Genomic DNA, 14,118 nt, shown 5'->3' with positions numbered 1-14,118 from the left:
TGTCCGCGCGCGGGGTCACTGACCACAATTGCGCCGCACAATTCCTTCGCTGAGTGATCGTCCACTGACGCTGCCGAAACCGACTTTCGCATCCTGGGGCGCAATAATCACGCCCGACCCGCCGAATACGCGCGTGTTCGACGATCTGCGGACAGTCGCGGCGCAACGACGCGGCGTGCGGCCTTCGCGGGGACCGTCAGTCGTCCCAGAAGGCGCTGTCCTTCTCGGGCTCCGTGTCGGTGGCCGTGCCGCCGCCCTTGGCGGACCGGGAGCCCGTCCCGCTCTTCGCGGTGCTCCTGGTGGTCTTGCGGGAGGAGGACTTGCCGGTGGTGCCGTGCCGCGGCCGGGCGGTGACCTGGGCCTTGGCGATCGGCTCGCTGGGCTTGGGCGTCTCGCCCGCGTGGATGCTGAGCGCCTCCTCCTCGACGCTCAGCATCTTGCGGATCTGGGCGGGGACCTCGGGCAGGCGCTCGGCGCGCAGGTGGGCGCCGAGGACCTCCAGCGCGTGGTCGCACAGCAGCTGCCGGGCGCGCGCCGACCTGACGCCGCTGAGCTCCTCGATCTCGGGGAGTTCGCGCTCGCGGAGCAGGCGGATGACGTCGCGGAGCCGGTCGCGGGTCTTGCGGTCGGTCATGGCCATGACCGTCAGCTCGGCTTCGGCGAGAAAGCTCTGGTCGGGGTCCTGGGTATCCCGCTCGGCGATGAACGCGCTGGTCAGGCTGCGGGCGGAGGAGCGGGAGGCGTTGCGGACCCCGTCGCGGCGGATCAGCCGGGCCTGGACGGCGGTCACGACGACGCTGGTGACCAGGCTGATTCCGGCGCCCAACAGGATGAGCAGGACTGGGCTGTCGTTGAACACGGTGAGGGCCTTTCCGGGCGGGGGTCCGCACGGGGCGCGGTCACGGGGTGAACGGGGGTGTGCGGGAGGGACCGGGTGCTGGGCGACTATTCGGCACGGCGGGTGGGCTTGTCAAGTGTCCACGGGCGCGCGACACACGCAGAGGAGGGCGTCGGCGCAGGTCGGACTGTGCGTCGCCGGAATGGAGTCGGTGCTTGCGGTGATGGGAGGGGGACGGCGGAGGAGACCCCTCACCCCCGTGGTCTGCCCGGCCGGGCGGGGGCCGCAAACCTCGCCGTCCACAGGCTGTGGACGGAGGACGCGCGGGCCCGGAGCGGCCCCGCGGCGGCGTCGCGCACGCTCATCCGGCCAGGAGTTTGTTCACCGCCTCGGGCGACAGGATCTCCTCGGTCACCATCGCGGCGCACCCGCGCACGCCCGCGTCGTCCCACAGCGCGCTCGGCACCACGCGCAGCTGGCGGGTGGCCAGGGCGGTGCACTGCTGGAAGACGATCTCGCGCACGCCCGCGACGAGGTGGTCGTAGGCCTCGGACAGGTCGCCGCCCAACACGATGACCTCGGGGTTGAGCAGGTTGACCGCTCCGGCGAGCGCCTCGCCGAGCCGTCGGCCGGCGTCCCGCACGAGGGTGACCGCGACCGGGTCGCCCTCCTGCGCCAGGGCCACCAGCTCCTTGAGCCCGTTCAGGCGCCGACCGCGCGCCGCGGCGCACTCCAACAGCCGCCGACCGCCCGCGACCGCCTCCAGGCAGTCGGTGTTGCCGCAGCGGCAGGGGAGTCCGCCGCCGTCGCGGACGGGGATGTGTCCGATCTCCCCGGCGGCGCCCAGGGCGCCGCGCAGCATGTGGCCGCCGGACAGCAGTCCCGCGCCGATGCCGGTGGAGACCTTCACGAAGATCATGTCGTCGGCGGGGCCGTGCCCGCCCGCGATGTGCTCGCCGAGGGCCATGACGTTCACGTCGTTGTCCACCGTGACGGGCACGGGGAAGCGTTCGGCGACGAGCGGTGCGAGCGGGACACCCGCCCACTTGCCGAGCGCGGGGCGGTCCTCGGCGCGGCCCGCCTGGAACTCGACCGTGCCGGGCAGGCCGATGCCCGTGCCGCGGACGTCGGAGGGGTCGCGGCCGAGGGAGGCGATCTGCTCGGTCCAGGTGTCGAGCAGCCAGGGCACCGTGACCTCCGGTCCCTGCTCCATGTCGGGGGAGCCCGGCGTGCGGACGAGGATCCGGCCGTCCAGGTCGCACACGGCGGCCTGGCTCCGGGCCATGCCCAGGGCACTGGTGAGGATGAGGCCGCTGGCGGCGTTGAACTCCAGGAGCGTGGGCGGTCGGCCCCCGCTGGAGACGGCTCCCGTCCCCTCGACGACCAGTCCGCTCTCGATCAGCTCGGTGACGCGCAGGGCGACCGTGGGGCGGGAGAGGCCGGTGGCGCGTGCGATCTCCGACCGGCTGGTGGCCGTGCCGGTGCGGATCATCTCCAGGATGTGGCCGCTGGTGGCCGTCGAGGACAAGCGTCCGGGGGTTCTAGCCATGCCTCATTGAATCATTACGTCCCGGTGGCGACAGGATGGATGGGAGGTTATGTAAAGAAGTGTTCTGAAGTGTGCTTGGTTTTTTACCATAGTCGGGCTTAAGGTCGGAAGTGCCGGGGGAACCGGTCACGCGGTCCACCGGGGTTCACCCCCGCGCGTCCCGCAGCGCGCGCCCCGCTTCCCGACCTCCTCTTTCGACGGAGCAGCCCGACATGTCGCAGCAGTCCGCGCCCAGACCGACCGACCTCGTGGTCTTCGGGGGCACCGGCGACCTCTCCATGCGCAAACTCCTGCCCTCCCTCTACCTGTTGGACCGCGACGGACACCTGGACGGGGCGACACGCGTGGTCGCCGTCTCCCGCGACGGGCTGACCGACGCCGACCTGCGCGACAAGGCCGCCGCGGCGGTGCGCGGACACCACGCGGTCCAGGTCGCCGAGCCCGACGTGCTCGCGCGCTTCCTCAGCCGCCTGTCCCACGTGACGGTCGACGTCGGCGGCGACCCCTCCGGCTGGTCCGACCTGGTCGACACCCTGGGGAACGACCGCGACCGCGTCTTCTACCTCGCCGTCCCGCCGATGATCTCCGGCTCCATCTGCCAGGGCCTCGACGCGGCCGGTCTGGCCACCCCGAGTTCACGCGTCGTGATGGAGAAGCCCCTCGGCCGCGACCTCGCCTCCTCCCAGGAGGTGAACGACGCCGTCGGCGCGGTCTTCGACGAGTCGCAGACCTACCGGATCGACCACTACCTGGGGAAGGAGACGGTGCAGAACCTGCTCGTCCTGCGGTTCGCCAACGTCTTCCTCGAACCCCTGTGGAACTCCCGCTGGATCGACCACGTCCAGATCACCGCCGCCGAGACCGTCGGCGTCGGCGGGCGCCGCGGGTACTACGACACCTCCGGCGCCATGCGGGACATGGTCCAGAACCACCTGCTCCAGCTGCTGTGCCTGACCGCCATGGAGCCCCCGGCCACCTACGACCGCGAGGCCGTCCGCGACGAGAAGCTCAAGGTCCTCCAGTCCCTGCGCCCGCTGACCGGCGAGCGCGTGGCCGAGGACGCGGTGCGCGGCCAGTACGTCGCCGGAACCGTCCAGGGCTCGCAGGTCCCGGGCTACCTGGACGAGCCGGGCGGCGCGCCCGCCAGCAGCGCCGAGACCTTCGTCGCCCTGCGCGCCGAGATCGCGAACTGGCGGTGGGCGGGCGTCCCCTTCTACCTCCGTACCGGCAAGCGCCTGGCGCACAACCGCTCGGAGATCGTGATCCGCTTCCGCGAGGTCCCGCACACGATCTTCCCCGGGACCAACACACTGTCCGGCGCGGGCAGCCTCGTCATCCGGCTCCAGCCGGACGAGGGCATCCACCTGACGATGCTGGCCAAGACGCCCGGCGCCGGAGCGCTGCGACTGCGCCCGGTCCCGCTGGAACTGAGCTTCGCCAACACCTTCGCCACCCGCTCGCCCGAAGCCTACGAGCGGTTGCTGATGGACGTGTTGGCGGGGGACTCCACCCTGTTCATGCGGCGCGACGAGGTCGAGGCCGCGTGGCGCTGGGTGGATCCCATCATCGAGGCCTGGAACGGCCAGAGCACCACCCCCGAGACCTATCCAGCCGGAAGCGCCGGCCCCGCGGGCGCGCAACGGCTCATCGGCCGCACCGGCCGGACGTGGTACGAAGAGGAGCAGCCCCGATGACCGCGCACACCCCCGAAGTCCATCCCGTCGTCGCCGACGTCACCGCGCGACTGGCGGAGCGCAGCGCGAAGACCCGGTCCGCGTACCTGGCCAGGATCGCCGCCGCGGCCCAGGAGGGCCCCTCCCGCACGGCCCTGGGCTGCGCGAACCTGGCGCACGGCTTCGCGGCCTGCGGCGTGTCCGACAAGCTCGCGCTCGCCGGCGACGTCACGCCCAACGTCGCGATCGTCTCCGCGTACAACGACATGCTCTCCGCGCACCAGCCGCTGGAGGCCTACCCGGCGATCATCAAGGCCGCCGTGTCCGAGGCGGGCGGCGTCGCCCAGTTCGCGGGCGGGGTGCCCGCCATGTGCGACGGCGTCACCCAGGGGCGCCCGGGCATGGAGCTGTCCCTGTTCAGCCGGGACGTCATCGCGATGGCCACCGCAGTCGCGCTCTCGCACGAGATGTTCGACGCCGCCCTGATGCTGGGCGTGTGCGACAAGATCGTGCCGGGCCTGCTCATCGGAGCGCTGTCCTTCGGCCACCTGCCCGTGGCCTTCGTGCCCGCCGGGCCGATGCCGTCGGGCCTGCCGAACAAGGAGAAGGCGCGCGTCCGGCAGAAGTTCGCCGAGGGCAAGGTCGGCCGCACGGAACTGCTCCAGGCCGAGTCCGCCGCCTACCACGCGCCCGGGACCTGCACGTTCTACGGGACCGCGAACTCCAACCAGATGCTCATGGAGGTCATGGGCCTGCACCTGCCGGGCGCCAGCTTCGAGCAGCCGGGCACGCCGCTGCGCGAGGCGCTGACCGCCGAGGCCGGGCGCCGGGTCCTGGCGCACACCGCCCTCGGGGACGACTACACCCCGGTCGGTGAGCAGATCGACGAGCGGGCGATCGTCAACGCCGTCGTCGCGCTGCTCGCCACGGGCGGTTCCACCAACCACACCCTGCACCTGGTGGCCATCGCGCGCGCCGCCGGGATCCAGCTGACGTGGGACGACTTCGCGGCGCTGTCCGAGGTCGTGCCGCTGCTCACCCGCATGTACCCCAACGGCGCCGCCGACGTGAACCGGTTCCACGAGGTGGGCGGGATGGCCTACCTGATCGGACAGCTGCTCGACGGCGGCCTGCTGCACAAGGACGTGCGCACGGTGGCGGGGCCGGGCCTCGGCCGCTACCGGCAGTCCCCCCAGCTGGAGGGGACCGTCCTGACCTGGGGTGAGGGTCCCAAGGAGAGCGCGGACACGACCGTCCTGCGCGGCGTCGAGGAGCCGTTCGCCGCCGACGGCGGACTGCGCATGCTCTCGGGCAACCTGGGCCGCGCGGTGATCAAGGTGTCGGCGGTCGCGCCGGAGCGGCACGTCGTCGAGGCCCCGGCGCGGGTCTTCGGCGACCAGGCCGAGCTCCAGGCGGCGTTCTCCGCCGGTGAGCTGACCGGTGACTTCGTGGCCGTGGTCCGGTTCCAGGGCCCGCGCGCCAACGGCATGCCGGAGCTGCACAAGCTGACCCCGCCGCTGGCGGTGCTCCAGGACCGGGGCCAGAAGGTGGCGCTGGTGACGGACGGGCGGATGTCGGGCGCCTCCGGCAAGGTGCCCGCCGCCATCCACGTCTCGCCGGAGGCCGAGGCGGGCGGCGCGCTGGCGTACGTGCGCGACGGCGACGTCATCCGGCTCGACGCCGTGGCGGGCACACTGGAGGTGCTGGCCGACCTGAGCGGTCGTGAGGCCGCCCAGCCGACGGTGGACTCGTCCGCCGGGACCGGCCGCGAGCTGTTCGCCGCCCTGCGCGGTGCGGTCGGCCCCGCCGAGGCGGGAGCGGGCGTCTTCGGCGTCTGACCCCTGCGCGCCACCGGTGCGGTGCCCGCGGCGCCGCGAACCCGACGAATCGACCCTGGAGACGACAGATGACGACGATCCCCCGCTCGGGAGCGGACGTGCTCGACCTGGCCCCGGTGATGCCGGTGGTCGTGGTCTCGGACGCCGAGGTCGCGGTGCCGCTGGCCCGCGCGCTGGTGGCCGGCGGGCTGCCCGGCATCGAGGTGACCCTGCGGACCCCGGCCGCGCTGGCCGCGATCGAGCGGATCGCCGCCGAGGTGCCCGAGGCCGTCGTGGGCGCGGGCACCGTGGTCGGCGCGGAGCAGGCGGACGCGGCGGCCCGGGCGGGCGCGGCGTTCCTCGTCAGCCCCGGGTGCACGCCCGACCTGGTAGCCGCGATGACCGACACCGGGCTGCCGTTCCTGCCCGGCGTGGGCACCGTGTCCGAGGCGATGACGCTGCTGGAGCGCGGTGTCTCGGAGCTGAAGTTCTTCCCGGCGGAGGCGGCGGGCGGGGCTCCGTTCCTGAAGTCGCTGGGCGGGCCCCTGCCGCAGGTGCGCTTCTGCCCGACCGGGGGCATCACGCCCGCCTCTGCGCCGACCTACCTGGCCCTGCCGAACGTGGGGTGCGTGGGCGGCAGCTGGCTGACCCCGGCGGACCTGGTGGCGGCCGGCAAGTGGGACGAGATCACCGCCCTGGCGCGGGAGGCCGCGGCCCTGCGCGGCTGACGCGGGCAGGAGGCCCGGTCCGCGGTGCGCGCCGCGGACCGGGCGCCCCGCCGGACGTCCGGCGGGGCGGGTCAGACGTCGTCGACGGCGTCGCAGACCAGGTCGACGGCCGCCTGGACGCGTCCGGGCTCGTCGAGCGCCTCCTCGACGTCCGCGTCCGCGGGGTGGACCTCGACCTCCAGGACGAGGTTGTCCAGGCGGTACTGGGCGCGTGCGAGGCCGCCGTCCGTCCCGCTGAGGGGCTGTCTTCCGTTCGCACAGGTCAGCGGATCCCCGGTCCAGGCGGGCCGGGTGCCGTAGAAGTAGGAGGTGGCGCGCTCCGCGCCGCTCTCCCTCCGGATCCCGATCGTCTCGCTGGCGAAGACGAGGCTGCGCATGCGCACCTCGTGGCCGGACGCGGCCTCCGCACCGGGGTGGGCGACGCATTCGAGCCCCCGGGCGTCGAACACGTAGTCGTACTCCGCGTCGAAGACCTCCAGGTTCGGGCCGTTCCCGGCGATCTCGCCCGCGGCGTCGGCGTCGAAGAGGTCGCAGGGGGCCGGCGGGGGCGCGGCGTGGACGTCCTCGGGGCCGAACCAGCCCAGGACGTAGGCGGCACCGGCGCCGCCGCCGACGAGGGCGAGCAGGAACACGCCCGCGCAGCCGATGCCGAGCCACCTGAGGGCGCCGCCCGACGACTTCGCCCGGGGCGCGGGCCGCTGTCCCGGGTGGCCCTGGTGGTGCGGGGGGTGTCCCGGGTGGCCTGGCGGTGGGCCGTGGGGAGGCTGAGGGGGTGGTCCTGGAGCGGGTCCGTTCCGGTGGCGCGGGTCGGGGCCCTGGCCCGGCGGAGGGGCGCCGTGGTGGTGCATGCGTGTCAGCCTTACCGGTCCTGGTCTGTGGCGCCGCGGAGCGGGTGGGACGCTTCGGGCGGGGCGGGGAGGTCCACCCGCCGTGGAGATGGGACGGTCGTCGGCCCTTCCCGGTTCCGCGCGCCACGGTGATCGCGGGAGCCCCGCCGGTCCGGCGCGCCGGTCAGGCGCCGTCCTCCCCGGCGCGGGAGTCCACCAGCGTCTGGATCCCGTCGAGGACGCGTTCCAGGCCGAACACGAACTCGTGCTCCGGCGCGTACGCCGACCGGTGCTCCTGACCCGCCGCGGAGCCCACCCTGCTCGCCAGGGGGAACCGCTCCTCGTCGACCAGGTTCCCCAGGAGAGGGCCGTGGACCGCCCACCACTGGCCGTCGGTCAGACCGGATTCCCGTTCGAGCCGGGTGACCTCGACGGTGCGCCGGACGGTCCCCTCGACGTAGCCGGTGACCAGGCTGACCGTGGAGTCCATCTCGACGTCGGTCAGGCCGATGCCGTCCACGGCCGAGAGTTCGACCTCGTACTTGGCGATGAGGCCCGGGCCGAGCAGCCGCGCGCTGGTGACCTGCAGCATCCACGGGTGGTCCAGGTACAGGCGGCGGTTGGCGTGCGCGACCGCGCGCAGCCCGTCCCTCCAGTGGCCGGGCAGGCCGTCCGGGTACATGCCCGCGTAGGCGGAGTCGAGCATGAGGTCGACCAGTTCGCCCTTGCCCGGGACGTAGGTGTACAGGGACATCGTGCCCACGCCCAGCCGTTCGGCGACCCTGCGCATGGACAGCGCGCCGATGCCCTCGGCGTCGGTCATGTCGGTGGCCGCGGCCACGATCCGGTCCACGCTCAGATCCGGCGTGCGTCTGCGGCTGGTGGGTTCCGTGGTTCGCCACAGCAGGGCGAGGCTGCGCGCGGGATCGCCGCTCTTGCTGTACTGGGTGGACATTCGGCCGTTCCGGTGGTCGGGGTCGGCGTCAGTGTACGTCGGCCGCAACGGCGCCGGGGGCCGTGCGGGCTTCGGACGGCGGAGCGCCGCCCGAAGCCCGCACCCGGTTCATCCGCTCAGGGCGCGGAAGCGCCGCACGCTCAGCGGTGCGAACACGGCCACGACCAGGAGCGGCCAGACCACGGCCATGGTGACCGCGTTCTGCGCGATCCAGCTGTCCGCGGCCGACCCGGGGTGGCCGAACAGCTCCCGTGCCGCCCCGACGGTCGACGACAGCGGGTTCCAGTCGGCGACCACGCCCAGCCACACCGGCATGGTGGCGGTGGCCACGAACGCGTTCGACAGGAACCCCAGTGGGAACTCCAGGGTCTGGAGGACCGCGATGGCGCCCTCGCCCCTCATCACCAGCCCCAGGTAGACGCCCACCCAGACCAGGGCGAAACGGAGCAGGAGCAGCAGCCCGAACGCGGCGAGGGTCGGTCCGGGGCCGCCGTGCCACTGCCAGCCGACCAGGAGCCCGCAGCCGACCAGCAGGGCCAGTGTGACCGTGGACTTGAGCATGTCGGCCGCGCACCGGCCGACCACCACGGCACTCGGCGCCATGGGCATCGACCGGAAACGGTCGGTGACCCCGCGCGAGGTGTCGTGGACGACCGCCATGACGGTCTCGCTCAGGCCGAAGACCATGGTCATGGCGAACATGCCGGGCATGAGGTACGCGCGGTAGTCGCCGCCGCCGGGGACGGTGATGGCCCCGCCGAACAGGAAGCCGAACACCAGCACCATGAGGATCGGGAACAGCAGGCCGAACACCACCTGCCAGGGCTGGCGGAGCCAGTGGGTCAGATCGCGGCGGGTGACCGTCCAGCCGTCGGCCAGTGCCCAGCCCAGACGGGCCGCCCCGGTGGGCGGCGCGAGGGGGACAGGGGTGTCGGGGCGGGGTGTCGCGGATGCGGTGGTCATCGGCTCACGGCCTCCTCGGGGGTGTCGTCGCGGTCACCGGTGAGGTGCAGGAACACCTCGTCGAGTGTGGGTCGGCGGAGGGAGACGTCCTCGACGGACGTGCCCCGCTCCTCCAGGGCGGTCACGACGCGGGTCAGGGCGGCCACACGGTCGTCGACCTCGGCGCTGAGCCGCCGGGTCCCCGCCTGGACCGTCACGTCCGAGCCGGTCAGCCGTTCCACGAGCGCGGCGGCCTCGGGGACGGCGGACTCGTCGTGCAGAACGAGCTCCAGACGGTCCCCGCCCACGCGCTCCTTGAGCTCGGCCGGGCCGCCCTCGGCGACGACCCGGCCGGAGTCGATCACGGACACCCGGTCGGCGAGCTGGTCGGCCTCCTCCAGGTACTGCGTGGTGAGCAGTACGGCGGTTCCGTCGTCGACCAGCCCGCGCACCGCCGCCCACACCTCCCCCCGCGCCCGGGGGTCGAGTCCGACCGTGGGCTCGTCGAGGAACAGGACCGGGGGCGTGAGGATCATGCTCGCGGCCAGGTCGAGGCGGCGCCGCATTCCACCGGAGTACCCGCTGACCGGCGCTGTGCCGGTGTCCGCCAGCCCGAACCGTTCGAGGAGCTCGTCCGCCCGGCGCCGGGCGGATCGGGCGCCCAGGTGGTAGAGGCGGCCGAACATCTCCAGGTTCTGGCGTCCGCTGAGGATCTCGTCCACGGCGGCGTTCTGGCCGACGAGGCCGATCCGGTAACGGACCTGTTCTCCCTGGGCGGCCACGTCGAACCCGGCGATCTCCGCGCGGCCCTCGTCCGGTCGCAGCAGGGTGGTGAGGATCCGGACGGCCGTGCTCTTGCCCGCGCCGTTGGGTCCGAGCAGGCCCCGGACGCTTCCGTGGGCGACCTCCACGTCGAAGCCGCGCAGGGCCCAGGTCTTCCCGTAGCGCTTGCCCAGACCCCGCGCGCTGACGGCGTGCTGTGTGGTCGGCATCGGGCTCCCTTCCGTCGTACAGCGTGCCGTACATTGTACGACATAGCGAACGGAGGTCCCCGCCGAAGAATTCCCGTACGGCGTACGTAATTCTGGATGTCTTCGTTTGCCCAGGTCAGGCTGGTCAGTCGGTGCGGTGCTCGGTGGTGAACAGCCCCCGCGAGGCGGCGTCCGCGGCGGTGCGGGCCGCACGGCGGAGGTCGGCGGCGGTCACCGGTTCGCGGCTGACGAAGAGGCGGTAGTAGACGGGCGCGACGGCGGCCCGGACGACCTCGCGGGCGTCGGTGTCCGGGGGGACCTCGCCCCGGGCGGCGGCCTCCTCGACGACGACGGCCGCGCGCGCGTGCCGGTCGGCCATGAAGGCGCGCAGGGCCTCGGCGACGGTCTCCGAGGAGATCGCGGCGGCGATGGAGGCGGTGGACAGATCGCGTTCGGGCGCGTCGGTGAACCCGCTGGCGACGGTCTCGGCCAGGCGCAGCAGATCGGTGTACAGGTCGCCCGTGCGGGCCGGTTCCCACGCGTGGGCGGTGGACCACTCCAGGGCGGCTGACACGAGACCGTCGACGCCGCCCCAGCGGCGGTAGACGGTGGCCTTGTGCACGCCGGAGCGGGCGGCGACGCGTTCGGCGGTGAGTCCGTGGTACCCGTGTTCGCCCAGTTCGTCGAGGGTGGCCTGGAGGACCGCCGCGGTGTTGCGCGCGGTCCGGCCGCCGGGGCGGGAGGCGCCGGGGTTCGGCGTGTTCGAGTTCATAACGCAACTCTAGTTGCATTTGAAGATTCCGCATGCCATAGTCGCTAACGCGACGAACGTCGCACCAGCCGACCTTCCCAGGAGGAGATCACGATGGGCCGAGTCATCCGAACCCCAGGTCCCCAGCCGTTCTCCACCGTTCCCGGGAGGTCCGGATGTCCTTCTCCGTCGTCTGTTCACGACTCACCTTCTCCTGGCCCGACGGCACGCCCGTCTTCACCGGCCTCGACGCGGCCTTCGGCCACGGCCGGACAGGCCTGATCGGCCGCAACGGCAGCGGGAAGTCCACGCTGCTCACGCTGATCACCGGGGCGCACACACCGGCCTCGGGCACGGTCTCGGTCAGCGGCGACGTCGGCTGGCTGGACCAGGGCGTCACCCTGGACACCGGCCGCACGGTCGCCGAACTGCTCGGCGTCGACCGGGCGCGCGCGGCCCTGCACGCCATCGAGAGCGGCCGGGGCGCCGAGGCCGACTTCGACGCCGTCGCAGACGCCTGGGACGTGGAGGAACGGGCGCTCGCCCAGGTGGAGCGGTTCGGGGTCCACCTGGACGGGAGCGCTCCGCTGGACCGGTCCGTCGGCACACTCTCGGGCGGGGAGACGATGCTGGTCGCCCTCGCCGGACTGGCGCTGCGCCGTCCCGCCGTCACCCTGCTCGACGAACCGACCAACAACCTCGACCGTGCGGCCAGGGAACGGCTCCATGACGCCGTCGAATCCTGGCGCGGGGTGCTCATCGTGGCCAGCCACGACCGCGAGCTCCTCGAACGGGTCGACCAGATCGCCGAACTCAGGGAGGGGACGCTGCGCATGTGGGGCGGGAACCACTCGGACTACACCGAGCGGCTCGCCGCCGAGCAGGAGGGCGCCCGACGCGCGGTGCGCGTTGCCGAGGCCGATGTGCGGCGTGAGAAGCGGCAGCTGTCCGACGCGCACGTCAAGCTCGCCCGGAGGCAGCGCTACGGCCGGAAGATGTACGACACCAAGCGCGAACCGCGCGTCGTCATGAAGCAGCGCAAGCGTGATGCCCAGGTGGCGGCGGGCAAGCACCGGATCATGCAGGAGGAGAAGCTGGTCGAGGCGCGCGACGCACTCGTCCGCGCGGAGGAGGCCGTCCGCGACGACGCCGTCATCCGGGTCGCGCTCCCCGCCACGGAGGTCCCCGCCGGGCGTGACGTGCTGGAGCTGCGGACGCCGGACGACGGGCGGCTGCACGTGCGCGGACCGGAACGGATCGCGCTCGTCGGTCCCAACGGATCGGGGAAGACCACGCTGCTGCGGGCGGTCGTCGGCCAGGGAGAGCACCCGTGCGTCGGCGTCGTCGCGGCGATCGGCCGGATCGGATACCTGCCGCAGCGGCTGGACGTGCTCGACGACGGGCTCAGCGTCCTGGACAACGTCCGCGCCGCGGCGCGGACGGCGACCCCGCACGAGGTGCGGGCGAGCCTGGCGCGGTTCCTCGTGCGCGGGGACCGGGTGGACCAGCGGGCGGCCGACCTCTCCGGGGGCGAGCGGTTCCGGGTCGCCTTGGCCCGGCTGCTGCTGGCGGACGCGCCGCCCCAGCTGCTGGTCCTGGACGAGCCCACCAACAACCTGGACCTGGACAGCCAGCGGCAGCTGGTGGACGCCCTCGCCGACTACCGGGGCGCGCTGCTCGTGGCCAGCCACGACCACGCGTTCCTGGAGGAGGTCGGGGTCACACGGTGGTGGTCGCTCGCGCGCGGCGGGGCGCCGGTGGACGGCGGGGCGGGGTGAGCGCGGCCGGAGGTCAGACGGGTTTGGCGGGGCAGCCGACCAGGTGGTCGTCGACGAGCCCGGTGGCCTGGAGGTAGGAGTAGGCGATCGTCGTGCCGACGAACGTGAACCCGCGCTTTTTCAGGTCCTTGCTGAGCCGGTCGGACAGCGGGGTGCTCACGGGGACCTGGGACGGGTCGGTGAACCGGTTGACGATCGGGGACCCGTCCACCCAGCCCCACAGGTAGTCGGCGAAGGCGCCGCGGTCGTCCCGCACGCGCAGGAAGGCCTGGGCGTTGCGGACGACCGAGGCCACCTTGAGCCGGTTGCGGATGATGCCCGGATCCTGGAGGAGGGCGTCCAGCCGGGCCTGGTCGTAGGCGGCCACGACCTCGGGGTCGAAGCCGTCGAGGGCGCGCCGGTAGTTCTCGCGCTTGTTGAGCACGGTGGACCAGGACAGCCCGGCCTGGGCGCCCTCCAAAACGAGCATCTCGAACAGGTACCGGTCGTCGCGGGAGGGGCGGCCCCACTCGTCGTCGTGGTACGCCTTCATCAGGTCCGACGCGCCGCGCGCCCAGGCGCAGCGCTGGTCCACGGGTGCGGTGGCGGCGGACATGGCGCTCCTCGGACGGCGGCGGGCACGGGTGTGCGGCCATTGTGCCCGAGGCGCAGGACACTTCGCGCGGGACGTCTGTTGCGGTCGGGGCGGACGGGGAAGGATCGGAGCATGACGGATGCGGACCGGGGCTCGGGGCCCGCCGCACCGCGGGTGCGGATGGTGGACCTGACCACGAGTGTGCTGACGGCGCTGGTGGACGGGGACCTGGTCAAGGCGGGCGAGCTGGCGGGAGTCGAGTTCGGACCGGAGTTCCTGGCCGAGCGGTGGTTGTGGCACTTCCGCCTGGTGCAGCTCACCGAGGACCCGGGCCAGGCCGGGTGGCTGACCTATGCGGTGGTGGACGACGACGGAGACCGGGGCCGTCCCCGGACGGTGGGCAACGGCGGGTACCACGGGCCGCCCGACGCGGACGGGAGGGTGGAGATCGGATACGCGATCCACCCGGACCGGCGCCGCCGGGGGTACGGCCGGGCGACCGTGGCCGCACTGCTGCGGCGCGCCGCCGCCTTCCCCGAGGTGACCACGGTGCGCGCGTCGATCAGGCCGGACAACGCCGCCTCCCTGGCCACCATCGCCGGGTTCGGGTTCGCGCACGTGGGCGAGCGGTGGGACGAGACCGACGGCCTGGAGTACATCTACGAGCGCCCGGTGACCCCTTCCCGGCGACGCCGGGCGGCGTAGAGCGGCTGTG

Annotated in this window: 13 protein-coding genes; 5 read left to right on the top strand and 8 right to left on the bottom strand. The window is 73.2% G+C overall.

Annotated elements, in window-relative coordinates; all coding sequences use genetic code 11:
* Positions 1-196: 196 nt before the first annotated feature.
* Both ACIBFB_RS13315 and ACIBFB_RS13310 read right to left on the bottom strand, forming a co-directional pair.
* Complete coding sequence (locus ACIBFB_RS13315; RefSeq protein ID WP_397229642.1) at positions 197-859, bottom strand: hypothetical protein; 663 nt, start codon at positions 857-859, stop codon at positions 197-199.
* A 340-nt stretch (positions 860-1,199) separates the two neighbouring features.
* Positions 1,200-2,387, bottom strand: a complete 1,188-nt coding sequence (locus ACIBFB_RS13310; protein ID WP_397229640.1) for an ROK family protein — start codon at positions 2,385-2,387, stop codon at positions 1,200-1,202.
* A gap of 212 nt (positions 2,388-2,599) precedes the next feature.
* On the opposite strand from ACIBFB_RS13310, the gene zwf reads away from it, so the two are divergent.
* The 3 genes from zwf (at position 2,600) to eda (ending at position 6,605) form a co-directional block, all read left to right on the top strand.
* The gene (gene zwf, locus ACIBFB_RS13305; RefSeq protein WP_397229638.1) at positions 2,600-4,081 is read left to right on the top strand and encodes a glucose-6-phosphate dehydrogenase; all 1,482 of its coding nucleotides are present in this window, start codon (positions 2,600-2,602) and stop codon (positions 4,079-4,081) included.
* The gene (edd, locus tag ACIBFB_RS13300) at positions 4,078-5,898 is read left to right on the top strand and encodes a phosphogluconate dehydratase (RefSeq protein WP_397229636.1); all 1,821 of its coding nucleotides are present in this window, start codon (positions 4,078-4,080) and stop codon (positions 5,896-5,898) included. The genes zwf and edd overlap by 4 nt, the downstream gene beginning before the upstream one ends.
* A gap of 68 nt (positions 5,899-5,966) precedes the next feature.
* On the top strand, positions 5,967-6,605 hold the full coding sequence (eda, locus tag ACIBFB_RS13295) for a bifunctional 4-hydroxy-2-oxoglutarate aldolase/2-dehydro-3-deoxy-phosphogluconate aldolase (protein ID WP_397229634.1): 639 nt from the start codon (positions 5,967-5,969) through the stop codon (positions 6,603-6,605).
* A gap of 71 nt (positions 6,606-6,676) precedes the next feature.
* On the opposite strand, the gene ACIBFB_RS13290 is transcribed toward eda, so the two are convergent.
* From ACIBFB_RS13290 to ACIBFB_RS13270, 5 genes are all read right to left on the bottom strand, one after another.
* Positions 6,677-7,237: a hypothetical protein gene (locus ACIBFB_RS13290; RefSeq protein WP_397229632.1), complete on the bottom strand. Its 561-nt coding sequence runs from the start codon at positions 7,235-7,237 to the stop codon at positions 6,677-6,679.
* Between the two features lie 379 nt (positions 7,238-7,616).
* Positions 7,617-8,387, bottom strand: coding sequence for a TetR/AcrR family transcriptional regulator (locus tag ACIBFB_RS13285; RefSeq protein WP_397229630.1), 771 nt, complete (start codon positions 8,385-8,387; stop codon positions 7,617-7,619).
* Positions 8,388-8,495: 108 nt separating this feature from the next.
* Positions 8,496-9,350 (bottom strand): ABC transporter permease, encoded by an 855-nt coding sequence (locus ACIBFB_RS13280; protein ID WP_397229628.1) that lies wholly within the window; start codon positions 9,348-9,350, stop codon positions 8,496-8,498.
* A complete protein-coding gene (locus ACIBFB_RS13275; protein ID WP_397229626.1) occupies positions 9,347-10,321 on the bottom strand; it encodes an ATP-binding cassette domain-containing protein in 975 nt (324 codons plus the stop codon). The genes ACIBFB_RS13280 and ACIBFB_RS13275 overlap by 4 nt, the downstream gene beginning before the upstream one ends.
* A 124-nt stretch (positions 10,322-10,445) precedes the next feature.
* Positions 10,446-11,072: a TetR/AcrR family transcriptional regulator gene (locus ACIBFB_RS13270; protein WP_397229624.1), complete on the bottom strand. Its 627-nt coding sequence runs from the start codon at positions 11,070-11,072 to the stop codon at positions 10,446-10,448.
* Positions 11,073-11,227: 155 nt separating this feature from the next.
* On the opposite strand from ACIBFB_RS13270, the gene ACIBFB_RS13265 reads away from it, so the two are divergent.
* The gene (locus tag ACIBFB_RS13265; protein WP_397229622.1) at positions 11,228-12,829 is read left to right on the top strand and encodes an ABC-F family ATP-binding cassette domain-containing protein; all 1,602 of its coding nucleotides are present in this window, start codon (positions 11,228-11,230) and stop codon (positions 12,827-12,829) included.
* 13 nt (positions 12,830-12,842) lie between these two features.
* Here ACIBFB_RS13265 and ACIBFB_RS13260 read toward each other — a convergent pair whose 3' ends face one another.
* Positions 12,843-13,424 (bottom strand): DNA-3-methyladenine glycosylase I, encoded by a 582-nt coding sequence (locus tag ACIBFB_RS13260; RefSeq protein WP_397229620.1) that lies wholly within the window; start codon positions 13,422-13,424, stop codon positions 12,843-12,845.
* A 111-nt stretch (positions 13,425-13,535) separates the two neighbouring features.
* Between ACIBFB_RS13260 and ACIBFB_RS13255 the strand changes: the two genes are divergently transcribed.
* Complete coding sequence (locus tag ACIBFB_RS13255) at positions 13,536-14,108, top strand: GNAT family N-acetyltransferase (RefSeq protein WP_397229618.1); 573 nt, start codon at positions 13,536-13,538, stop codon at positions 14,106-14,108.
* Positions 14,109-14,118: the final 10 nt, after the last annotated feature.

The organism is Nocardiopsis sp. NPDC050513, assembly GCF_044457925.1.
Taxonomy (GTDB): domain Bacteria; phylum Actinomycetota; class Actinomycetes; order Streptosporangiales; family Streptosporangiaceae; genus Nocardiopsis.
This window is presented reverse-complemented; position numbering and strand designations above follow the sequence as displayed.

Excerpts from the sequence above, each read along its gene's own strand:
- ACIBFB_RS13310 (WP_397229640.1), bottom strand. The coding sequence starts at position 2,387 with ATGGCTAGAACCCCCGGACGCTTGTCCTCGACGGCCACCAGCGGCCAC.
- zwf (WP_397229638.1), top strand. The coding sequence starts at position 2,600 with ATGTCGCAGCAGTCCGCGCCCAGACCGACCGACCTCGTGGTCTTCGGG.
- edd (WP_397229636.1), top strand. The coding sequence starts at position 4,078 with ATGACCGCGCACACCCCCGAAGTCCATCCCGTCGTCGCCGACGTCACC.
- eda (WP_397229634.1), top strand. The coding sequence starts at position 5,967 with ATGACGACGATCCCCCGCTCGGGAGCGGACGTGCTCGACCTGGCCCCG.
- ACIBFB_RS13285 (WP_397229630.1), bottom strand. The coding sequence starts at position 8,387 with ATGTCCACCCAGTACAGCAAGAGCGGCGATCCCGCGCGCAGCCTCGCC.
- ACIBFB_RS13280 (WP_397229628.1), bottom strand. The coding sequence starts at position 9,350 with ATGACCACCGCATCCGCGACACCCCGCCCCGACACCCCTGTCCCCCTC.
- ACIBFB_RS13275 (WP_397229626.1), bottom strand. The coding sequence starts at position 10,321 with ATGCCGACCACACAGCACGCCGTCAGCGCGCGGGGTCTGGGCAAGCGC.
- ACIBFB_RS13270 (WP_397229624.1), bottom strand. The coding sequence starts at position 11,072 with ATGAACTCGAACACGCCGAACCCCGGCGCCTCCCGCCCCGGCGGCCGG.
- ACIBFB_RS13265 (WP_397229622.1), top strand. The coding sequence starts at position 11,228 with ATGTCCTTCTCCGTCGTCTGTTCACGACTCACCTTCTCCTGGCCCGAC.
- ACIBFB_RS13260 (WP_397229620.1), bottom strand. The coding sequence starts at position 13,424 with ATGTCCGCCGCCACCGCACCCGTGGACCAGCGCTGCGCCTGGGCGCGC.
- ACIBFB_RS13255 (WP_397229618.1), top strand. The coding sequence starts at position 13,536 with ATGACGGATGCGGACCGGGGCTCGGGGCCCGCCGCACCGCGGGTGCGG.